This is a genomic window from Bounagaea algeriensis (assembly GCF_054491375.1).
Genome location: NZ_CM137102.1, coordinates 1306208 through 1327615 on the forward strand (window position 1 = coordinate 1306208; position 21408 = coordinate 1327615).

The following is a 21408-nucleotide window of genomic DNA, read 5'->3' on the forward strand; positions in this document are numbered from 1 at the left end:
AGCACCGGCGCCAGCGAGATCCCCGCGGTGCCCAGCCTCGCTACGCGAACCACATTTGCTAGTTGGGCGGCACCGCCCGGTCGGTTCGGCGCCGGAACGGATCACTCGGGCTGTGGGCTGCCGTGCTCGGGGCGTGGGCTGTGGTCCCGGGCGATGGGTACCTGCACGGTGGCTTCTCCGGCCTGGGCGAAGCGGAAGGTCACCGGGATGGTCACGCCGGGCCCGATCTGTTCGGTGAGGCCGTGGACGGTGATCGTGACCTCGCGCTGGCCGGGGCGGGGCTGCGGCTGGGCGTAGCCGGAGTGCTCGGCGCTCGGGGCCGGCGCTCCGTAGACGTGCAGGGCGGTGTCGCCGGGCAGCTCGGTCGCGCCGCTGACCTGGACCGAGGCCGCGTACGAGCTGGAGGCCCCGACGAGGCGGTCGCTGGTCTCGCCCGAGTTGATGATCATTCCCTGCACCGGGGCGGAGGCCCCCTGGGGGTAGACCTCGCCGGTCCGGGGGAAGGTGAACTGGACGTTGCGGATCGCGATGTTGCCCGTGTCGCCCGAGGCGCCGTTGACGGCGGCGACCTGCGTGCGCGTTTCCGCGTCCTGGCCGGCGCTGCACCCCCCGAGGACGACGGCGGCGCCGAGTCCGAGTGCGACCGGAACCAGTCGCAGGCGTGCGCTCGTGCGGTGCTGCGGACGGATCACGGTTGCAGCATCCCTCCCTCGTAGCCGCGGACGATCCGACCCTGCGGACCCGTGCCCATGTTGCCATCTTCCTCAGCCGAACTGTGCCGGGCAAATTCGCCGCGGTTGCGACGTCGGGGGCCGCTGGTAGTTGTCGCTCGCCCCGCCGTGACACCTTCGTCAGCTCTCCCGTTGGTGTTGCGGCGCGCGGACGGGAAGGAGCGCGATGAGGCCGAGGGCGAGGACGAGCACGATCCCGGCCATGCCTGCCCGCTGGACTCCGAACACGGCGATGAAGCTGCTGAAGGCCAGCGGGCCGAGGAAGCTCACCGCGCGTCCGGTTGTCGCATAGAGCCCGAACGCTTCTCCCTGACGCGCCGAGGTGACGATCCGGGCCAGGAAGGTGCGACTGGCCGACTGGGTCGGTCCCACGAATATCGCCAGCGCCAGGCCGCAGATCCAGAACGCGGTCGCGCCCTCGAGGACCACCAAAGCGGTGCCCAGCAACATCAGAGCGCTCAAACCGATGACGATCAGCCTTTTCGGTCCGAGCAGGTCATCCAGCCAGCCGCCGAGGACCGCGCCGACACCGGCAGCGAGGTTGGCCGCGATCGCGAAGAGCACGACCTCGGTGGCGCTGAAACCGAAGGTGCCCGCGGCGATCACTCCGCCGAAGGTGAACACGGCGGCCAGCCCGTCACGGTAGATGGCACTGGCTCCGAGGAACCACAGCGTGCGGCGCTCGGTGCGCCACATGCCCGCGAGCCGCTTGCCGAGCGCGACGTAGCTGGCGAGAAAGCTCAGCCGCCGCGAGTCCCCGGAGGGCGGCGCCTCGGGCACGCAGACCAAGACCGGCAGCGCGAAAACCGCGAACCACAACGCTGAAAACACCGCGACCACCCGAATGTTCAGGCCGTCCTCGCCAGTCACACCGAACAGGCCCACCTCGGGTTGGATGAAGGCGAACAGCACGATCACCAGCGCGACGAGGCCGCCGCAGTAGCCCGCCCCCCAGCCGAAACCGGACACCCGCCCGACGGTGCCCCGTCGGGAGACTTGCAGGAGCATCGCGTTGTAGTTGACCTGAGCGAACTCGAAGAAGACGCTGCCGACCGCGAGGAGCACCAATCCCAGCAGCAGGTAGGACGGATCGTCCCGGACGAAGAACAGTCCGCCCATGCTCAGCACGACCAGACCCGTGTGGACGCCGAGCCACAGCTTGCGCCGACCGCCAACGTCGCTGCGTTGTCCGGTGACCGGCGCGAGCACCGCGACGAGCAACCCCGCCACGGCCAGGGCGACTCCGAGCCCCCGCGACCCGCTGTCCGGGTCAGGGGCCACGGTATCGGTCAGGTACACCGTGAAGACGAAGGTCACGATGATGGCGTTGAACGCCGCCGACCCCCAGTCCCACAAGGCCCAACTGAGCACCGCACGCCAATCACGGCGCACCCCCGAGGACGCGGAAGCGGATGACGTGTCCACACGGGCAAGGATAGGAGCTCCATTTCCACAACATCGTTGGGCTCGCCGTGTTGGAGGGTCGCGGGGCCGGCTCTCGCTGGACCGTCGCCTCCTGTCGGGCAGACGTGCGCCTGCCTGCGGCGCGGTGGGAGCGGACTTTTAGGCTGACACGCATGGTGGTGTGGGCGTGTGCCGGTCGTTGGGGTGGGGCCCGTGGCGGTTGAGTGGGTCTTGCTCGGGCTGGCGGTGGTGCTGGTCGGGGCGAACGCGGTGTTCGTGGCCGCCGAGTTCGGGTTGGTCACCGTGGACCGGGCGCGGGTGGATCGTGCTGCCGAGGCGGGTGATCGACGTGCTCGGGGCGTGCAGGCGGCGTTGCGGTCGTTGTCGACGCAGTTGTCGGGTGCCCAGTTGGGCATCACGGTCACGAGCCTGGTCGTGGGCTATGTCGCCGAGCCCTCGCTGGGGGCGTTGTTGCGCGGCCCGTTGCAGACGGTGGGGCTGGGGCAGGCGGCCACGCCGGTGGCGTTCACCCTCGCGTTCTTGGTCGCCACCGGTGTGCAGATGGTGTTCGGCGAGTTGGTGCCGAAGAATCTCGCGATTGCGCGTCCGTGGCCGATCGCTCGCGTGGCCTCCCCGTTGCAGCGGGGGTTCACGACTGCGGCTGGGCCGTTGATCCGCGTGTTGAACGGCTCGGCCAACAGGGTGCTGCGGATGGTGGGGGTGGCCCCGCAGGAAGAGCTGGCCTCGGCGCGTTCCCCGCAGGAGTTGGCCTGGACGGCGAAGCATTCCGGTGAGCAGGGCGTGTTGGACGCGGAAACGGTGCGGCTGGTGTCGCGCTCGCTCGCGCTCGGGGCGAAGACCGCGGCCGAGGTGATGACGCCGCGGCGGCGGGTGCGCACCGTGGCAGCGGCAGCACCGGCCGCCGACGTGGTCGCAGCCTCCGAAACGACGGGGCATTCCCGGTTTCCCGTGGTTGGTGACAGCGCGGATGATCCGGTGGGGGTGGTGCATCTCAAACAGGCCGTCGCGGTGCCGGAGCACGAGCGCCACCAGCCGGTGAGCACGATCATGTCCCGTCCCGTGCTCGTACCCGAAAGCAAGGACCTCGACGGATTGCTGGCGCTGCTGCGCCGCCAAGGCATGCAGTTGGCGATCGTGGTCGACGAGTACGGCGGCACGGCCGGTGTGGTCACCCTGGAGGATCTGCTCGAGGAACTGGTCGGCGAGATCAGCGACGAACACGACCCAGCCGGCATGCCGGTCCGGCAACGCCCGGACGGGGTGTGGACGGTCTCCGGGCTGGCCCGGCCTGATGAAGTGGCTGAGTTGACCGGGATCGCGCTACCGGAGCACGGCGAGTACGACACGGTCGGCGGGCTGGTGCAGTACTCACTGGGGCGGATTCCCACCGCAGGCGACGTGCTCACCCTTCCCCTCTCCTCGGGCAGCGTCAGGGTCACGGTGCGGCGGATGGACGGATTCCGCGTGGACCGCGTCGATGTGCAGGGCCAACCAGCAGACACCGGCGATGGTGGCGGGCAGGAGGAGCACGTCTGATGGGATCGATCCTGCTGGCCGTGGTGTTGTTGGCGGGCAACGCCTTTTTCGTCGGAGCCGAGTTCGCCCTGATCTCGGCGCGCCGCAGCCAGATCGAGCCGCGCGCTGCCTCCGGCGGCCGGATGGCGCGAGTGACGCTGCAGGCGATGGAGCGGGTGTCGTTGATGATGGCCGCCGCCCAGCTCGGCATCACCGCGTGCTCGCTGGGCCTGGGTGCGGTCGCCGAACCGGTCGTGGCCCGCTGGTTGGAAGTCCCGTTCACCGCGCTGGGCCTGCCGGACTGGTTGTTGCACCCGGTGGCGTTCGTGCTAGCGCTAGCGGTGGTGACCTATTTCCACATGGTCTTCGGCGAAATGGTGCCGAAAAACCTCGCCCTGGCCGCACCGGAACGGGCCGCGCTGCTGCTCGGACCGCCGCTGTACGGACTCGTGCGAGTGGTCAAACCCGCCGTGGCCGCGCTCAACGCCGTGGCCAACGGCCTGGTCCGGCTCATGCGGGTCAGCCCGCGCGAGGAGGTCGCCGCCAGCTACGGCCGCGAGGACATGGCAGCGCTGATCGACGAGTCCCACGCACACGGCATGCTGCCCAGCGCCGAACACGACTTGCTGGAACGCGCATTGCAGTTCCCGCAGCACGCGGTCGAGGCGGTGCTGCTTCCCCGGGAGGAATTGGTGACCATACCGGCCGACGCCGGCCCGCACGACGTGCAGGTCACGGCCACCCGCACCGGGTTCTCCCGGTTTCCCGTCACCGACGACACCGGTCAATTGGCCGGCTACGTGCACCTGCGCGACGCCCTCACCGCCGCCCGCACCACACCGCCACCGGGACAGCCACCGCTGGCCGGTGCGCTGCGCACGTTGCCCACCGTGTCGGACCAGACCCCGCTGCACGAAGCCCTGCACACCATGCGCCGCCAAGGCACCCACCTGGCCCGGGTCACCGGCTCCCACGGCACCGCCCTCGGCGTCGTGGCCCTGGAAGACGTACTCGAACAACTCGTCGGCGAAATCCGCGACACCGCCCACCGCCGCCGGTCGGCATAACCGCAGCAGGCGCACGCAGCACGGAAGTCGGCAGCGCATCCCGAGGAAGGGTCTATCTCCGGTATTACCGCGAAGAATGCGCGGTGTGCCGACGTTGCATTCGCATCCCAGTCGCAACGGCACTACAGTAGGAATCACCCCCGAAACGGCGGGAAAGCATCCTCGACAGAGATCACACATCCCATGCGCAACATGTACACCACCCTTCTCGGAGGGATCACTTTCCTCTTCCTGCTCCCGCTGCTGCTCCTCCTCGGCAGAGGCACATTCACCGGATACGGAAAAATCGAAGAAAACACCTACCTCGAAACCCTCGCCAGTCCGGTGACGCTGCTCGGCGGTCTGCTCGGAGTGCTCTGGATCATCCTGAAGCTCACCACCAACGAGTCCGAGTCACACGGCCAGAACCACCACGGGGCTTGAACCTTCTGCCCTGCCAGCGGAGCTGTTCGAAATCGGGGAACCGTCGGGCAGCAGCGGAACGGGGCCTGACCGACCGGGTGATCACTCGGGCTGTGGGCCGCCGTGCTCGGGGCGGGCTGCGGTCCCGGGCGATGGGCACCTGCACGGCTTCTGGTCCAGGCCGAGCTGGTCGTCGGCGGCTGTTCCTTCAGCTGCTCTCCGCACCACTGGTCACGGGTGCCAAGCTCATGAGCCCGCAGCCGTAGGCCTTCGCCGGGCCGATGCCGTCGGTGATCGCCCGGACGAGCTGGTCCGGGTCGGTCACGACCAGGCGCCCGTCGAAACGCACCGGCGCGGCGGTGATCTTGTTGCGCCGGCCCTTGGCCTCCCGGGCCGCTTCCTGCTGCCGTCCGTTGAGCTCGGGAAGCGGCGTGGCCGCCCCGTCCGGATCCCCGGTGCTCGCGGCCAGGAGGACGAACCCGCGCTGTTCGGCCTGCCGAGCCAGCCAGGACAGCTGCTCCTCCGGGTGCTGCAGGGGGACCCGGCGGTTGTGCCGGCGGGTCCCGTCGTTGCGCTGGTCGTTGTTCGGGTGCAGCCGGCGCGTCGGGTTCGCGACCATCCGGAACCGGAACGCGGCACCGGGTCGGACGGCCTGCAGCACGGGCTGCAAGCAGCGCACCTTCCCGCGTTCGCGGAGGTAGTTCTCCGGCAGCGCGTCCCAGTTCGGCCGGGTTCGGCTCTGCACGTACAGCACGTACCCCTCCGCCGTGCCGTCCAGCCGCCACAGCACACCGTGCTCGCTGCGCGCGGAGGACTGGTCGGTGTCCGGGAACGCCGTCATCACGGTCCGGTGCATGTCGTGCACGTTCGCGACGTCGCGGCGGAAGTTCCGGGAGGCGGTGTTGACCGGGAGTTTGCTCAGGAACATCGAAAAGCTCCATCGACTGGATCCGAAGGCACGGGCACCTCCCCGGTGCGCACGGCCCGGGTGGCGTAGCGGCGGTCGCGGCGGTCGAACGAGACCGGGTGATCGCGTCTCGGCTCGGCTGCGGCATCGGTGACCGCGGTTTCTTCGGGGGCGGGTCTGCTGCAGTTAGACGCTCTCGGTCACGCCTGTGCCGCGTGGCCGCGTCCAACTCTCCGCAACGTCGTCACCCCTGCCAGCCTTCGGGGCGTGGCACCTTGAACGCGCTGTGGACCGTGCCGTTGGTTTTCGCGCCGCCGGCGATGACGGAGTGCAGGATCCCGTTGTAGACGAGGTCCCAGATGTCGCGGTCCTCTTGGATGTCGTCGGACTTGACCATGAGCTCGCGTCCGGTGCTGTCCTTGAAGTCCAGGTGGATCGAGTGACTGCGGTGCCGCGCCTTGATCTCGGTGAGCTCGTACATCCGGACCCAGCTCTTGCCGACTTTGAGCCATTCCGCACCGGCCGCGCATTCGACCGACCGGAACGAGGAGTACACGCCGAGGGCGAATAGGCCGATCAGGGGCCACATCCACCAGATGGTCATCCAGGTGAGGTTGAAGCCCTGCAGGAGGGTGACCCCGATCACGATGAAGACGAACCCGAGCAGTCCGCCGAGGATGGCGTTGCGCTGGCTGTGGCGATACCACTCCAGCATGCGTCCTTCGCCTTCCGGCGGGCTCGGCATGCGACGGATGCTCTGGTCGCGATCCCGGTCCTGGTCCTTGGGTGGTTTGTCCCCCTTGTTGAATCCCGGGGCGCGCGGGGGGCGAGGTTCGCCCGATACCGGGTCGGGTTTGGGCGGCAGCTCGGAAGTGGCCATGAACAGCCCGTCCTTCATGCCAACCTCCTCCTGGAAATCATCGACGAGTCCGTGCGAAGCAGGGTTCAGTCCCCGGTGGCAGCGTCCGCGCCCGAGCTGGCGAGCATGCCGCCTGCGATGCCGCCGACGACGCCGCCGATGACGGTGCCGACGCCAGGGCAGATCGCGCTGCCGACGGCGGCACCGGCCCAGCCGCCGGCGGCACCGCCGGCGAGGTTGGCGCCGGTGTCCTCGACGGCTTCGCCCACGTCCTTGCCCATAGCAACATCAATGCCACCGGAAACCACGGTGAACGTCGTACCGACGAACGGGACCCCGCGCAGCGCTTTCGACCCGACTTTGGCGGCTTTCGAACTGCCCGTGACCCAGCGGCTGGGATCAGCAGCAACCCAGCTCCGCCCTCGCTCACCGAGAGGACCGTGGAACTTGCTGGTGTTGGTGGCCTTTGCTCGAGTTTCGTTGGCGAGCCTCTCGCCTTCGGCGGCGGCGTTCTTGCCGATCCGGCTGAGGTTTCCGGTCTTGTTCTTGGCCCGGGCCTGCATGGTGGAGGCAGCGGAGTCGTATCGACCGGCCTTTTCGAAGAGCCGGCCCGCTTCCTCGTGGGCGTTCTTGATGCTGCTCAGGGCTCCGCTGGCGACCATCGTGGAGTAGGTCTTGGTGGCCTTGACCACCGCGAGGGGGTCCTTCATGGCCTTGTCCAGGGCCGTGTGGGCCTCCTCCTGCTTGGCGCGGGCGTCCTGGACGGTCGTTCGGGCTTCCCGGAACGCGCGCTTCTTGGCCTCGTGAGCGGCCACGGCGGCATCAGCCGGACCAGGTTGCTGGCCGTGGTGCACGCCTGCCGGGTGCCCCGCTGGGCCGGGAGGAAGGTTGCCGGTGGGAGCCGGTCCCGGTGGCAGCATGGCGGTCGGTGTGACGGTGAGCTGACCCTCGCGTGCCACGGTCCGGGCCTGGCGCATCCGCTGGTTCATGGTGTCGATCTCCCCGGCGAAGGTCTCCAGCGCCGTTTTGACCTGCTGGACGAGCTCTTCGAGGGTGTCGGCGTCCTTGCCCTGAGAGGTCAACGTCTGCCGGGCGGCATCGGCGGCCGTGCCCTGCCAGAAGCTTTCTGAAGCGCCCCGCTTGCTGTAGACGACGTCGCCGACGTGGGTCACCCCGGGCTTGACCTGCTTCAGCCAGTCGGCGGTGGTCCGGCACGAGGCCGGATCGTCCAGCACCTCCGTGTTGAGCTCGCCTGCCATCGACCCCAGTGTCCTTTCCTGCTGCTTCGTGAACTGCCCGTGCTCATTTCAGAAGAGGTTGTGACCGGTCGGGTTCAGTCGGGGCCGAGCTCTTGGCCCTGCCGCTGCAACTCTTCGGCGCTGGTGTTGTCGGCTTGGCCGTAGCTGCTGTCACTGGCGTCGATCTTCCCGGCGGTCTCCTCCACACTGGCGATGAGACCCGCGGCCGTTTTCGTGATCTCCGACAGCGCGTGGCCGACCTTCTCCGCCGAGGTGCGGTCTTCGTCATCACCCTGTTCCGGGAGTGGGGGATCAAGCTCGTCGCGGGAGCCGACTGGTTGCGGGTCAACCGCAAGTGGGTGGACACGTACGCGTTGACCCACGTCGAGCTGCGCGGCGTGTGGTTCGGCTGGATGCTGCGACTGCGGCCCGGTTTCGAAGCGATGCGTCGGCGGGAGGAACGGTTCAGGGTCCCCGAGCGGACCGTGTGGACGCTGCTGCTGGTCGTTGCAGTCGTGCTCGGGGCGATTTATCAGTTCCGGCCTGAGTTGCTCGGATTGGCGTTGGCGGTGCTCGCCGGGATCGTGCTGCTGGTAGGGCTCGTCTGCTGCGGTGCCATCGCCGCCTTGCGGCGCAAGGATCGCCGCGGGGAGTGATTCCGGATCTTTCGGCGCACGTAGCGGCTCGGGTTCTACCGGTTGCTGCGTACGAACTGAAAGTACAACGAGGTTGGGGCTGCTACCGTGCCTGGTCATCAAGTGTGCTCCCCGCGCACGCGGGGGTGATCTGTCGTGCAGGGGCTCGCTGAGCTCGTGCACGATGTGCTCCCCGCGCACGCGGGGGTGATCTGTGCGGTCCCCGAGAAGCGGTCTGAAGTGCGCGTGCAGCTGGACCTGCCCCTGGGGCAGGCCACAGTGGTCGTGGTCTTCGTCTGGTTGGTCGTTTCTCTTCTCCACCGCCGCACTGATGCCGAAGGCACGCCGCACGCCTGCCTCGGCGAGCGGGAGCCAGAAGTACAGACAGGACACACCACTGCCGAGCAAGTACGATCTTGCTCGCATCGCGTGCTGTCGTGCCGCCGGGAAAGAGAGGCCAGGATGAGTGAATCGGCGTTACCGCACAGCCAGCAGCCGCACACGGGGGTGGATGGGACCATGCCGCATTCGACGCGGCTGTACAACTACTGGCTCGGTGGTAAGGACCACTACGCGGTGGACCGCGAGGCGGGCGAGCAGTACGAGCGGATGTTTCCCGACATCACCCAGCAAGCCCGCGACAGTCGGAGCTTTCTCGCGCGGGCCGTGCAGTATCTCCTCGGCGAGTGCGGCATCCGCCAGTTCTTGGACATCGGCACCGGTCTGCCCACTGCGGAGAACACGCACGAGATCGCTCAGCGGTTCGCGCCGGAATCCCGCATCGTCTACGTCGACAACGACCCGCTCGTGCTGACCCACGCTCGTGCACTGCTCACCAGCACTCCAGCCGGTGCCACCGACTACCTGGACGCCGACCTGCGCGATCCCGCGACGATCCTGCGCCGCGCCGCCGAGACACTGGATTTCACCCGCCCGGTGGGGCTGCTGTTCATCGCGGTGTTGGGCCACATGCCCGATCACGCGAGCACCCAGGCGATCGTGCATCGGCTGCTGGGTGCGCTACCGGTGGGCAGCTATCTCGTCATCAACGACGCCACCAACACCAATCCGGAACACGCCCAGGCCCAGGAGCAGTACAACAGCGGCGAGGTCGTGCCCTACCGGCTGCACACCCCGGACCAGTTCGCCGAGCTGTTCCAGGGGCTGGAATTGATCGAACCGGGAATCGTGCCCACCACGCACTGGCACGCGCACACCGCGCCACCGACGAGCATCCCCGCCTCCTGGTCCACCCGCGCTGCCATCGGGTGCAAAACCTCGGCCACCTCCCACGCCGGCAGCACCGAGCACGCGTAACCGGGGTGGCCCAGCGGAGGGTGGACAATGTCGCGGCCGGGATGCTGCGGCTGCGGTCCGGTTTCGAGGCGATGCGCCGGCAGGGGGCTCAGGGTCCCCGAGCAGACCGCGTGGATGTTGCTGCTGGTCGTTGCTGTCGTGTTCGGGGCAATCTACCAGTTCCGGCCCGAGTTGCTCGGACTGGCGCTGGCGGTGCTCGCCGGACTCGTGCTCTACCGGTTGCTGCTCACGAACTGAAAGCACAACGGGATTCAGACTGCTATCGTGCCTGGTCATCAAGGGTGCTCCCCGCGCACGCGGGGGTGGTCCGTGGGCGCACAGATCATGGCCCGGATGGGTCCCGTACTCCCCGCGCACGCGGGGGTGGTTCGAGCTGTCCCAGTGCATACGGGCTCAGCGCCGTGCAGCTCGTGGTGCATTCAGCCGAGATTGGCCTCGGCGCCGTCGCACCGCTTCCCGTTGTGCTGGTGGTCCTTGATGCGCCCCCGCTTCTTGCGTCCGTGCGTTTCCCCGCAGGCGGGGCAGCGCATCTGGTTGTTGCTGCCGTTGCTGCGGAGAGCACCGGTGGCGGGGTTTCCGGAAGCGGCGCAGAGGTCCTGCTCGTACGAGGTGGAGAACAGCCGCCACTTCAGTTCCAGACCGTAGTGCCGCGGGATTCGCGGTGGCTCGGATTTCCGCGGTTTGGTCCTGCGCGTGCGCAGATCGCAGCGTGGGCAGTGCATGCACGCACGCTATGCGGAGCGGGCCGGCGGATGTACCGAGATTCCGGTGACATCCGCCGGGTGACGTCCGCCGGCGGTCGCACCCCACCGGCGGTGGAGCTGCGCAGTCGGAATTGCGCAGTCGGAGCTGCACACCGGTGATGCACAGCCGGTGATGCGCGGCCGGAACTGCGAGCGGCAGGCCCGGCGTGATTCCGGGCCTGCCGAGCGGACGCGCACCTGACGTGGTTCAGCGACGGGCGATGACGGTGAACGGTCCGACCTGGCGGTGGCTGAACTCCGGCGAGTGGAACGCGGCGGGGTCGAAGTGCGCCTGGTACTCGTTGTGGCCGGGCATGTGGGGGAAGGCGTCCTGCCTGATGGTCATGGTGAAGTCGTCGGAGGTTTGCGGCGTGGCCTGCTCCTTGGTGGCCGGATCGATGTTCGCCTCCCCCGGCGCGGCGGGGTTGCGCAGGACGAACACGTTCGGCCCGGCGAAGTTGCTGCGGTCGATCATGTTCAGCAGCTGCTGGCTGTCCCGCGCTTGCGACCACTCGGTGATCTCGGCGTTGCGCTGGCCGTAGTGCGCGAGCGGACTGGCGTAGTGCGGCGTCTTGTGCTGGAAGCCCCAGTACGGCTGGAACACCAGCGGCTCGAAGTGGGTGGTGAGCACGATGTTGTCCTCGGGCTGCCGCCCGGAGAGTTCGTCGATCGCGGCGGTGAGCTCGTCGTTGTGGGCGCCGTCGGCGGTGGGATCGCTCCCGCCTTGCGCGTTGACCCCGGTCGGGTAGTAGTCCTCGTAGGCGAGCTGGATACCGCCGGCCAAGTTCCCCTGCAGCGCCTTGTGCTCCAGGCTGATCGCGCCCAGCAGGCCGAGGGCGGCGGCGAAAGCGGTGACGGGCAGGGCGGCGCGCTGGATCGTGGTGGTGCGCCGCAGGTGGTCGAGCAACTCCGCCAGACCGAAGATCCCGGCCGTGGCCAGCACCAGCTCGAACACCGGGTCCAGCCGGAAGGACAGCAGCGAGGTGCCGGCGAACAGGGCCAGCGCGGACAGCCCGAACCACCCGTACACGGCGATGGCCGCGCACAGCAGCGCGGCGGCGATTTCGTGGCGGCGGCACCGCAGGACCAGCCAAGCCAGCCCGGCCAGGCAGATCGCCCCGAACGCACCGGCGTCCGTCATCGGGACCGGCAGGTACGCGCTCCCCTCCGCCAGGTAGCGCTGCGCAGCGCTCGGGGGTGCGCTCAGCATGAAGTTCGTGGCCAGCAGGTACGGGGTCCACACGAGCAGCGCGATCGCGAGGCTGACCGCCCCGATCGGCACGAGCCGCCTGAACTGCTCGCCCACCACCGGTGCTGCCCGTTCGCCACCGCGCACCCGCAGCACCCCCAGCACGACGGCCATGCTCACCGTGAGCAGCACGGCGAACCCGAAGTACAGCGTGTAGGTGGCCGCGGCGAAGCCCAGGTAGGCACCGATGCCGACCAGCGTCCAGTGCGAGGGGCGGGAGGCGCGCCCCAACGCGCGCCAGGTCAGCACCGCGACCGGGGGCAGCCAGGACGCCGCTGGCCAGGCGTAGGGCTCGCCGACGCCGATCGGGGTCCACACGAACTCACCGGTCGCCATCCCGATCAGCGTGGTCGCCAACGCCGCGAGCAGCGCGAGGCGGCGGTTCACCAGGAGGCTCCACAGCGTGAACGCCACGACCGCCGCCACCGCGATCCACACGATGGCGTAGGGCTTGTACGCCGCCCAGCCCGGCCAGCCGAGGAGGTTGGCGAAACGCCCGCCCAACCAGAACCACCCGGCCGGGTAGTACGGCGCGGCGTCGACGTAGTTCATGTCGGCCAGACCCGGGGTTTCGGCCATCCGGGTCATGTACTGCATCCGGAAGGCGTTGTCGCCTCCCGATCCGCCGAAGAAGTAGCGCGTGCCCTGCAACGGTGTCGCCAGCGCCACCGTGGCGAAAGTGGACAGCGTCGCCCAGGTCCCGCCCAGCAGCAGCCACCGCGGCCGATGCCGGTAGCCGTACATCGCGAGCAGCACCACCACGACCAGGACCGCGGAGCAGCCCGCCACCGTCAGCTTCTCCGGTGCGTGGCCGGGCTCGCCGAAGCCCAGATGCGCGATGCCGAACTGCAGCAGCATGCTCACCACGACCGCGAGCACGGAGCCCGCGGCGAGCTCGAGCACGGTGTTGAGCACCGGCCGCTGCGTCGACGGAGTGCGGCGCGGCTCCTCCGGCGCGCTCGGATCGGCCGCCGCCGGGCGCGGCACGGTTTCGGTCACGATCGACCTCCTCCGGTCGGGGTGAGCTGCGGAACTGCGTTGCGCATCGGCTGGCTGCCCATAGGCTGGCTGCACTGGAGCGGAGCACCGTCGTTGGACCGCTCCGCGGACGCGGGCGGTTCGGCCGGGAGCACCCGGGAGTCCGACGGAACCGCGCTCGCGCGTGAGCGCAGCTCGCCGGCGCGGACATGCGTGGCGGTCGTGTCCCGCGAGAGCTCGTCGTCGGCCACGCGAGGCAGCACTGCGGATGGCGGCAGCGGCCGCCTCCGCGAGCGTGTTTGTCGGATTTTCCGCTCTCCCGTCACGATTCCGGCGTCCTCACTGCTCAAATCGGGCGTGATTCGGCTGCTGCGTCTCGGGCAGATGATGCTAGATCCCGCGCAGGAGCACGCCGGGGGTGCGGAATGGCCGCGGTCGGACGACGCCGCGGTCCGTCGAATCGGTCGGGCGAGAAAAAACACGATCACCAGCCACCGTCCTCGACGAACGTGAACGCAGCTGAAACTGAACCGCAACGATGACCGAAGAGCTCTGCGGTGAACTGCTCATCCCGCAGCGGATGGCCGCGGCAGCGTCCATCGAAGCAGCACTGGCACGCGCCGACGCCCGCGGAGACCGGGACGGCGAGGACGCCGAGCTCACCGGAGGCCCGGTGTCGCCCTCCCACCTGGGAGAATCCACGGGAGTTGAATTCCGCGGCAGCTCGGGCGGCCGCGGTTCGGGCGGCCGGCGGTGCGTGAACGACGTCGCACGCCGCGCGGAACCGGCCGGTGGGGGACTGCGCCGATCCGGCTTTGGAGGCAGGCATGGCGGAGAGCAGGAGCGGAACGCGCACCGGCGGCGAGGCCGAGATCGACATCAACCGCGCGGACCCCGAGCACCGGCGGTGGGTCGTCGACGCGATCGCCCGGATCAAGGCGGAGGAGAACCGCTCCTCGGACACGCACCTGCTGTCGGTGCCGCTGCCGGCCGAATGGGGTGTGGACCTCTACCTCAAGGACGAGTCGACGCACCCGACCGGTTCGCTGAAGCACCGCCTGGCCCGCTCGCTGTACCTGTACGGGCTGTGCAACGGGTGGATCCGCCGCGGCCGCCCGGTCATCGAGGCCTCCAGCGGCTCGACCGCGGTCTCCGAGGCGTACTTCGCGCAGCTCATCGGCGTGCCGTTCATCGCCGTCATGGCCAGGGGCACGAGCCGCAACAAGATCGAGCTGATCGAGCTCTACGGCGGCGAGTGCCACTTCACCGACCGCGCGAGCGAGGTCTACGACGCGGCGACGCGGCTGGCCGACGAAACCGGTGGCCACTACATGGACCAGTTCACCTACGCCGAACGCGCCACCGACTGGCGCGGGAACAACAACATCGCGGAGTCGCTGTTCGCGCAGATGTCGGCCGAGCGCCACCCGGAACCGGACTGGATCGTGGCCACCGCGGGCACCGGCGGAACGTCGGCCACCCTGGCCCGCTACGTCACCTACACCGGGCGGCACACCGGCATCTGCGTGGCCGATCCGGAGAACTCGGCGTTCCTGCCGGCGTGGGAGACCGCCGATCCGCTGGTGACAACCGAGATCGGTTCGCGCATCGAGGGCATCGGCCGCCAGCGGGTGGAGCCGAGCTTCCTCGGCACCGCGATCGACCGCATGATGCGCGTGCCGGACGCCGCCGCGATCGCGGCGATCCGCCGGCTGCAGGAGATGCTCGGCCGCCGCGCGGGCGCCTCCACCGGAACCGGGCTGTGGGCGGCGTTCCGCATCGTCGCCGAGATGCTCGCCGCGGGCCGCACCGGCAGCGTGGTCACGTTCCTCTGCGATCCGGGCGACCGCTACTTCGACAAGTACTACTCGGACTCGTGGCTCGCCGAGGAGGGCATCGACATCGAACCGCCGCTGCAGCGCCTGCACTCGTTCCTGCGCACCGGGGTGCTCGACTGAACCGTCGAGCCAGGACGCCCTGCGAGCGGCTCGGCCGGCTGAGCCGGCGCCCGGCCGCGGTCACATGACGGTGCCGATGTGCCAGGGGACGAACTCCTCCTCGCCGTAGCCGAGTTCCTCGCTCTTGGTCCGCTCGCCGGAAGCCACGCGCAGCACGTGCTCGAACAGCTCCCCGCCGGCATCGTCCACTGTGGCCGTGCCGTCGGCGATCTGCCCGCAGTTGACGTCCATGTCCTCGTGCATGTGCTCGTACATCGGGGTGTTGGTGGCCAGTTTCAGGCTCGGCACCGGGGCGCAGCCGAACGCCGACCCGCGGCCGGTGGTGAAGCAGACGAGGTTGGCGCCGCCGGCGACCATGCCGGTCACCGACACCGGGTCGTATCCCGGCGTGTCCATGAACACGAAACCCCGCTCGGTGACGGGCTCGCCGTACTCGACGACGTCGCGCATGGTGGTCGTGCCGGCCTTCGCCGCCGCGCCCAGCGACTTCTCCAGGATCGTGGTCAGCCCGCCCGCCTTGTTGCCGGGCGAGGGGTTGTTGTCCATCGATCCGCCGTTCTTCGCGGTGTAGTCCTGCCACCAGGCGATGCGGTCGACGAGCTTCTGCGCCACGGCCGGGGAGGCGGCGCGGCGCAGCAGCATGTGCTCGGCGCCGTAGATCTCCGGTGTTTCCCCGACGATGCCGGTGCCGCCGTGGGCGACGATCCGGTCGACCGCCGAGCCGAGGGCCGGGTTGGCGGTGATGCCCGAGTACGCGTCGGAGCCGCCGCACTCGGCGCCGAGGACGAGTTCCGAGGCGGGAACGGTCTCGCGCCGGGCCCTGTCGGCCTCCGGCAGCATCTCGGTCATCCGGGCCACGCCCTCGCGCACGGTCTTCGCCGTGCCGCCGAGCTCCTGGATCGTGCTGGTCACCACGGGCACGTCGGCGCGCATCGGCACGTCCTGGGTGAGCTTGACGATCTGGTTGTCCTCGCAGCCCAGGCCGAGCACGAGGAACCCCGCGAAGTTCGGGTGCGTGAGGTAGCCGCGCAGGACGCGGCGCAGCACCTCGATGCCCTCGCCGTCCGGGGACATGCCGCACCCGGTCCCGTGGGTGAGGGCCACGACGCCGTCGACGTTGTCGAAGTCCTCGAGCGCGCCGGAGAAACGTATCCGCTGGGCGATGTTCTTGGCCGCCGTGGCCGAGCAGTTCACGCTGGTGAGCACGCCGAGGAAGTTGCGCGTGCCGACTTTGCCGTCGCTGCGGCGGTAGCCCTGGAAGGTGGCGCGCTGCGCCTCGGGCAGCAGCTGCTCCGGCTGCGCTTCGACGGCGAACTCGTAGTCGCGGCGGAACTCCCGGTATTCGAGGTTGTGCTCGTGGACGTGCTCGCCGCAGGCGATGTCGGTGCTGGCGAACCCGATGATCTGCCCGTACCGGCGGACCGGGTCGCCCTCGTGCAGGTCCCGCACGGCGATCTTGTGCCCGCGGTCGATCTCTCCGCGCGCGGCGATGGTGCTGGTGCCGAGGGGTGCGGGCGTTCCGGGAGCGAGGACGTCACCGGCGATGGCGACGTCGTCGACGTCCCGGAGGTGGATGAGGCTGGGCGTGCTCGCGGCGGTCGACATGGCGCCCCCGTCGGGATGTGCGGGTCACTGCAGGCCGGATGCTCGTGGGGGCCGGGTTCGTGGAGCGGTGCCACACCGTCCGACGGTGCGAGCGCCCGGCCTCGGCATCCGTAGGTGTCCGAAATATCGGACGATTGTTGGCATCGTGATCACGGTAGGTCCGGGCCAACGCCGTGTCAACGCGAGGTGCTCCGCGAGACGCTCGCGAACGGTGTCGTCGACCGCGCCCAAATCCGAGGGCAGTCACCCAGCTGGAGGTACCACTTCCGCGCAGCCCGAGGCCGCATCACTCGAAAGAGGCCCCGTTGCGCAGGGGTTTGTACATTTCTCGAGAAACGTACAAACCCCTGGCCGGGTGACCTGGCGGGTGGACTCAGGACGCGGGTGGGCTCAGGAGGGGGCGGCGTCGCGGTAGGCCGCGACGAGCTGGTCCTCGGCGACGTCGAAGTACTCGTCCAGCGCCTGGGCCGCCGCGGCGGGGCGCCCGGCGAGCAGCAGGTCGGCGATGGCGCGGTTGCGCTGGAGAAAAGGCTCGTGGAACTCGCGCGGCCGGGACATCACGTGGAAGGCCAGGCGCAGCTCCGCCAGCAGCTGGCGCATCGTCTCGTCCACGCGCTCGCTGCCGGCGAGCGCGGCGACGGCCTGGTGGAACCGCATGTTCGCCGTGCCCACGTCCCACCAGCGCTGCTCGGACGCGGCGCGCTGCCCGTCGGAGACCGCCGCGTCCACCGCCGCCGCGCCCTCGGCGGTGGGGTCGCCCGTGCGCAGGGCGCTCGTCTCCAGCATGCGCCGCATCCGGTAGAGGTCGATGACGTCGGCGGCGCTGAGCACGCGGACGAACACCCCGCGGTGGAACTCGTGCACGAGCAGCCGTTCGTGCACGAGCAGGCGGAACGCCTCGCGCAGCGTGTTGCGGGATACGGCCAGCGCGCGTCCGGCGGTCTCCTCGGACAGGCGCGTGCCGGGGGCGAGCGCTCCCTCGATGACCCGCTGCCGCAGGACATCGGCGACGCGTTCCGCGGTGCTCGTCCGGTCGAGCAGGGCGCGATCGGCGGCGAGCACCTCGCCCCAGTCCCGGGTCTCGCTTCCGGTCATGGCCGAACTCCCGTGTCGCTTCACGATCTTCGTCCGCGCAGTCTATCCGCGATGATCTATTGCAGGATTGTTGAACAATCTATTAGATTGCCGCCCGACGTCGCACTGGGTGATGCCATCGAACCTCCTCACCACCGCGGTGAGGACCGTGTGTGATCGGAGCGGCATGGGTCGGAACCTCTCCACGAGCACCGCCGGACGGGCAGGCGGCCGCGGAGCGATGCTCGGCGCGGTCTTCCTCATGGCCACCAGCGCCATCGGCCCCGGCTTCCTCACGCAGACGACCGAGTTCACCGTGCAGCTCGGCGCGGCGTTCGCCTTCGCGATCCTCGTGTCCATCCTCGTCGACATCGCGGTGCAGCTGAACGTCTGGCGCGTCATCGGCGTCTCGGGGCTGCGCGCGCAGGACCTCGGCAACCGCGTGCTGCCGGGGCTGGGCTACGCGATGGCCGCGCTCGTCGTGTTCGGCGGCCTCGTGTTCAACATCGGCAACGTCTCCGGCACCGCGCTCGGCCTCGACGCGCTGTTCGGGCTCGACGTCAAGATCGGCGGTGCCGTCTCCGCGCTGATCGCGATCGGCATCTTCCTCAGCCGCCGCGCCGGGGTGGCCGTGGACCGCATCGTCGTGGCGCTCGGCGGTGCGATGATCCTGCTGACCCTGTACGTCACCATCGCCTCCTCCCCGCCGGCAGGCGAGGCGCTGCGCCAGTCGGTGCTGCCCGAACAGGTCGACTTCCTCGCCATCACCACGCTCATCGGCGGCACCGTCGGCGGTTACATCACCTACGCCGGAGCGCACCGCATCGTCGACGCCGGCCTGACCGGCCCCGAGCGCGTCTCCGAAGTCAGCCGCAGCTCCGTGGTGTCGCTGCTGGTCACGGGCGTGATGCGGATCGTGCTGTTCCTCGCGATCCTCGGTGTCGTCGCCGGCGGGGCCGTGCTGACCGGCGGCAACCCCACCGCCGCGGCCTTCGGGCACGCCGCCGGCGAGGCCGGCATGCGCCTGTTCGGCGTCATCCTCTGGGCCGCCAGCCTCACCTCGGTCGTCGGCGCCGCCTACACCTCCGTGTCGTTCCTCGTGACCTTCTCGCCGAAACTCGCCGCCAAGCGGAACTGGTTGATCGGCGCGTTCATCGCCGTGTCCGCGGCGGTCTACCTGCTGCTCGACCAACCCCCGAAGACGCTGCTCGTGCTGGCCGGCGCGGTCAACGGCCTCATCCTGCCCGTCGGGTTCGGCGTGCTCATGTGGGTCGCACTGCGGCGCACCGACCTGCTCGGCGGTTACCGCTACCCCCGGTGGCTGCTCGTGATCGGCGTGCTGGCCTGGTTGCTGACGGTGTATCTGGGGGCGAACTCGTTGACCGGAATCGCGGAGTTGTGGAGCTGACATGGATCTCAACGCCGATCTCGCCGAAGGGTTCGGCCACTGGGAACTGGGCGATGACGACGCGCTGCTGGGCATCGTCACCAGTGCCAACGTGGCCTGCGGTTTCCACGCCGGCGACCCCTCGGTCATCCGCCGCGCGGTCGACCGCGCCGCAGCCGGCGGCGTCGCCGTCGGCGCGCAGGTCGGTTACCGCGACCTCGCCGGCTTCGGCCGCCGCTACATCGACATGCCCCCGGCGGAACTGACCGACGACGTGCTCTACCAGCTCGGCGCGGTCGCCGGCTTCGCCCGCGTGGCCGGAACCGAACTGCGCTACGTCAAACCGCACGGGGCGCTGTACAACGCGATCGTGCGGCACGCCGAGCAGGCCGGCGCGCTCGTCGAAGCCGTGCGCGCGTTCGACCCCGGCCTGGCCGTGCTCGGCCTGCCGGGTTCTGAGTGGCTCGACCAGGCCGAACGCGCGGGCCTGCGGGTGCAGCGCGAGGCCTTCGCCGACCGCGCCTACACCCCCGAAGGCACGTTGGTGCCCCGCCGCGAGGAAGGCGCGGTGCTGCACGAGCCCGAACGCATCGCCGAGCGGTGCGTCCGCTTCGCCCGCGGGGAGCCGATCGAAGCCGCCGACGGCACGGAGATCACGGTGCGCGCCGAGTCGATCTGCGTGCACGGCGACAGCCCCGACGCGGTGGCCATCGCCCGCACGGTGCGGCACCGGCTCGCCGAGGCAGGAGTGCCGCTGCGCCCGTTCGCACCGGAAACCCGGTGAGGCCGCCGATGCGTTTCCTGCCCTGCGCGGACTCCGGTCTGCTCGTGGAACTCGACGACCTCGACCAGGTGCACGCGCTCTACACCGCGCTCGCGGCCGACCCGCCCGCGGGGGTGACCGACCTGGTGCCCGCCGCGCGCACGCTGCTGCTGCACCTCGACCCGCGCACCGCGGACGCGGCCGCGGTCGAGCGCGGCGTGCGCGCCACCCGACCCGCAGGCGGGTGGCAGCGCACCGCGGACGTGCTGCAGGTGCCCGTGCTCTACGACGGTGAAGACCTAGCCGAAGTGGCCCGGTCGACCGGACTGACCGAACGCGAGCTCGTCGACCGGCACACCGCAACCGAGTGGACCGTCGCCTTCGGCGGTTTCGCCCCCGGCTTCGGCTACCTCGCCGGGCAGGGCTGGCAGCTGAACGTGCCGCGCCGCGCCGAGTCCCGCACCCGCGTGCCGGCCGGCGCGGTCGGCCTCGCCGGGGAGTTCAGCGGCATCTACCCGCGCGAATCCCCGGGCGGGTGGCAGCTCATCGGCCGCACCGAGCTTCGGATCTGGAGCGTCGACCGGGACCCGCCCGCACTGCTGCGGCCGGGAGTGCGCGTGCGGTTCCAGGAGGCCGGATGAGCGAGTTGCGGGTGCGCTCGGCCGGACCGCTGGCCACGGTGCAGGACCTCGGACGGCCCGGGCTGGGGCACATCGGCGTCGGCACTTCCGGTGCCGCCGACCGCGGTGCGCTGCGCCTGGCCAACCGGCTGCTGGCGAACCCGGAGGGCACCGCGGCCGTGGAAGTCACCCTCGGCGGTCTGGAACTCGTGGCCCGCGGAGCGGTCACGGTGGCGCTGACCGGCGCGCCCTGCCCGCTCAGCGTCGACGGGCGCGGCGCCGCGATGCACGCGGTGCTACGGCTCGACACCGGCAGCACCCTGCGGCTCGGCCGGCCCGACCGCGGCCTGCGCACCTACCTGGCCGTGCGCGGCGGGATCGCGGTCGAACCGGTGCTCGGATCGCGCGCCACCGACGTGCTCGCCGGGCTCGGTCCGGAACGGCTCACCGAAGGCACCCGGCTGCCGGTCGGGCCGGCTCCGGCCGCGTTCCCGTGCGTGGAGCAGGCACCGGTGCCCGGCCCGCCGGACGGGCCGCTCGAGCTGCGCGCAGTGCCCGGCCCGCGTGCCGACTGGTTCACCGCGGACGCGCTGCGCACGCTGTTCAGCGCGGAATACGCTGTCACCGCCGACAGCGACCGGGTCGGCATGCGCCTGTCCGGGCCGCAGCTGACCCGCGACCGTCCCGGGGAGCTGCCCAGTGAAGGCATGGTCGCCGGTGCGCTGCAGGTGCCGCCGTCCGGCACGCCCACGCTGTTCCTGGCCGACCACCCGGTCACGGGCGGGTACCCGGTGATCGCCGTCGTGCCCGCTGCCGACGTCGACCGGGCGGCGCAGGCGCGCCCCGGGCAGGCGGTGCGGTTCCGCCGCGCCACCGGGACCGCTCCGGTGCGGAAGGAGGACGCGAGATGACAGGTCCGGCTGAGACGGCAGGTC

20 protein-coding genes are annotated in these 21408 nt (G+C 70.1%); 11 read left to right on the forward strand and 9 right to left on the reverse strand.

The features are described 5' to 3' along the window. Positions 1-101: 101 nt before the first annotated feature. Both ACVGV2_RS06010 and ACVGV2_RS06015 read right to left on the reverse strand, forming a co-directional pair. Positions 102-692, reverse strand: a complete 591-nt coding sequence (locus ACVGV2_RS06010; protein WP_459165050.1) for a copper chaperone PCu(A)C — start codon at positions 690-692, stop codon at positions 102-104. Positions 693-851: 159 nt separating this feature from the next. After that, entirely contained in the window at positions 852-2168 is a 1317-nt protein-coding gene (locus ACVGV2_RS06015) for an MFS transporter (RefSeq protein ID WP_459165893.1), read from the reverse strand. A gap of 180 nt (positions 2169-2348) precedes the next feature. Between ACVGV2_RS06015 and ACVGV2_RS06020 the strand changes: the two genes are divergently transcribed. The 3 genes from ACVGV2_RS06020 (at position 2349) to ACVGV2_RS06030 (ending at position 5161) form a co-directional block, all read left to right on the forward strand. Further along, positions 2349-3692, forward strand: coding sequence for a hemolysin family protein (locus ACVGV2_RS06020; RefSeq protein WP_459165051.1), 1344 nt, complete (start codon positions 2349-2351; stop codon positions 3690-3692). Continuing rightward, positions 3692-4738 carry a hemolysin family protein gene (locus tag ACVGV2_RS06025; protein ID WP_459165052.1) on the forward strand — a complete coding sequence of 349 codons (1047 nt, stop codon included), beginning with the start codon at positions 3692-3694 and terminating at the stop codon, positions 4736-4738. Before ACVGV2_RS06020 ends, ACVGV2_RS06025 begins: the two co-directional genes overlap by 1 nt. A gap of 183 nt (positions 4739-4921) precedes the next feature. Further along, positions 4922-5161 carry a hypothetical protein gene (locus tag ACVGV2_RS06030; RefSeq protein WP_459165053.1) on the forward strand — a complete coding sequence of 80 codons (240 nt, stop codon included), beginning with the start codon at positions 4922-4924 and terminating at the stop codon, positions 5159-5161. Between the two features lie 187 nt (positions 5162-5348). Here the strand turns inward: ACVGV2_RS06030 and cas6e are convergent, their stop codons facing one another. From cas6e to ACVGV2_RS06045, 3 genes are all read right to left on the reverse strand, one after another. Further along, entirely contained in the window at positions 5349-6068 is a 720-nt protein-coding gene (gene cas6e, locus ACVGV2_RS06035; protein ID WP_459165054.1) for a type I-E CRISPR-associated protein Cas6/Cse3/CasE, read from the reverse strand. 223 nt (positions 6069-6291) lie between these two features. Continuing rightward, the gene (locus ACVGV2_RS06040; protein WP_459165055.1) at positions 6292-6945 is read right to left on the reverse strand and encodes a hypothetical protein; all 654 of its coding nucleotides are present in this window, start codon (positions 6943-6945) and stop codon (positions 6292-6294) included. 47 nt (positions 6946-6992) lie between these two features. Then, positions 6993-8165 (reverse strand): hypothetical protein, encoded by a 1173-nt coding sequence (locus ACVGV2_RS06045; protein ID WP_459165056.1) that lies wholly within the window; start codon positions 8163-8165, stop codon positions 6993-6995. A 230-nt stretch (positions 8166-8395) separates the two neighbouring features. Between ACVGV2_RS06045 and ACVGV2_RS06050 the strand changes: the two genes are divergently transcribed. The 3 genes from ACVGV2_RS06050 (at position 8396) to ACVGV2_RS06060 (ending at position 10333) form a co-directional block, all read left to right on the forward strand. Beyond that, positions 8396-8800 (forward strand): hypothetical protein, encoded by a 405-nt coding sequence (locus ACVGV2_RS06050; RefSeq protein WP_459165057.1) that lies wholly within the window; start codon positions 8396-8398, stop codon positions 8798-8800. A 441-nt stretch (positions 8801-9241) separates the two neighbouring features. Further along, positions 9242-10096: an SAM-dependent methyltransferase gene (locus ACVGV2_RS06055; protein WP_459165058.1), complete on the forward strand. Its 855-nt coding sequence runs from the start codon at positions 9242-9244 to the stop codon at positions 10094-10096. A 114-nt stretch (positions 10097-10210) separates the two neighbouring features. Then, positions 10211-10333: a hypothetical protein gene (locus ACVGV2_RS06060; protein ID WP_459165059.1), complete on the forward strand. Its 123-nt coding sequence runs from the start codon at positions 10211-10213 to the stop codon at positions 10331-10333. Between the two features lie 182 nt (positions 10334-10515). Here the strand turns inward: ACVGV2_RS06060 and ACVGV2_RS06065 are convergent, their stop codons facing one another. Together ACVGV2_RS06065 and ACVGV2_RS06070 are read right to left on the reverse strand one after the other, a co-directional pair. Next, positions 10516-10818 (reverse strand): hypothetical protein, encoded by a 303-nt coding sequence (locus ACVGV2_RS06065; RefSeq protein ID WP_459165060.1) that lies wholly within the window; start codon positions 10816-10818, stop codon positions 10516-10518. A 229-nt stretch (positions 10819-11047) separates the two neighbouring features. Further along, on the reverse strand, positions 11048-13087 hold the full coding sequence (locus ACVGV2_RS06070) for an arabinofuranosyltransferase (RefSeq protein ID WP_459165061.1): 2040 nt from the start codon (positions 13085-13087) through the stop codon (positions 11048-11050). Positions 13088-13893: 806 nt separating this feature from the next. On the opposite strand from ACVGV2_RS06070, the gene ACVGV2_RS06075 reads away from it, so the two are divergent. Continuing rightward, positions 13894-15024 carry a PLP-dependent cysteine synthase family protein gene (locus ACVGV2_RS06075; RefSeq protein ID WP_459165062.1) on the forward strand — a complete coding sequence of 377 codons (1131 nt, stop codon included), beginning with the start codon at positions 13894-13896 and terminating at the stop codon, positions 15022-15024. Positions 15025-15084: 60 nt separating this feature from the next. Here ACVGV2_RS06075 and ACVGV2_RS06080 read toward each other — a convergent pair whose 3' ends face one another. Then, positions 15085-16629, reverse strand: a complete 1545-nt coding sequence (locus tag ACVGV2_RS06080) for a UxaA family hydrolase (RefSeq protein ID WP_459165063.1) — start codon at positions 16627-16629, stop codon at positions 15085-15087. A gap of 390 nt (positions 16630-17019) precedes the next feature. Further along, positions 17020-17724, reverse strand: a complete 705-nt coding sequence (locus ACVGV2_RS06085) for a GntR family transcriptional regulator (RefSeq protein WP_459165064.1) — start codon at positions 17722-17724, stop codon at positions 17020-17022. 166 nt (positions 17725-17890) lie between these two features. On the opposite strand from ACVGV2_RS06085, the gene ACVGV2_RS06090 reads away from it, so the two are divergent. The 4 genes from ACVGV2_RS06090 to ACVGV2_RS06105 are packed head-to-tail and all read left to right on the forward strand — an operon-like array spanning position 17891 to position 21384. Beyond that, on the forward strand, positions 17891-19111 hold the full coding sequence (locus ACVGV2_RS06090) for an NRAMP family divalent metal transporter (RefSeq protein WP_459165065.1): 1221 nt from the start codon (positions 17891-17893) through the stop codon (positions 19109-19111). 1 nt (position 19112) lies between these two features. Then, positions 19113-19874 (forward strand): LamB/YcsF family protein, encoded by a 762-nt coding sequence (locus tag ACVGV2_RS06095; RefSeq protein ID WP_459165066.1) that lies wholly within the window; start codon positions 19113-19115, stop codon positions 19872-19874. A gap of 8 nt (positions 19875-19882) precedes the next feature. Then, positions 19883-20494 carry a 5-oxoprolinase subunit B family protein gene (locus ACVGV2_RS06100; protein WP_459165067.1) on the forward strand — a complete coding sequence of 204 codons (612 nt, stop codon included), beginning with the start codon at positions 19883-19885 and terminating at the stop codon, positions 20492-20494. Continuing rightward, a complete protein-coding gene (locus ACVGV2_RS06105) occupies positions 20491-21384 on the forward strand; it encodes a 5-oxoprolinase subunit C family protein (RefSeq protein WP_459165068.1) in 894 nt (297 codons plus the stop codon). Before ACVGV2_RS06100 ends, ACVGV2_RS06105 begins: the two co-directional genes overlap by 4 nt. Positions 21385-21408 lie beyond the last annotated feature (24 nt).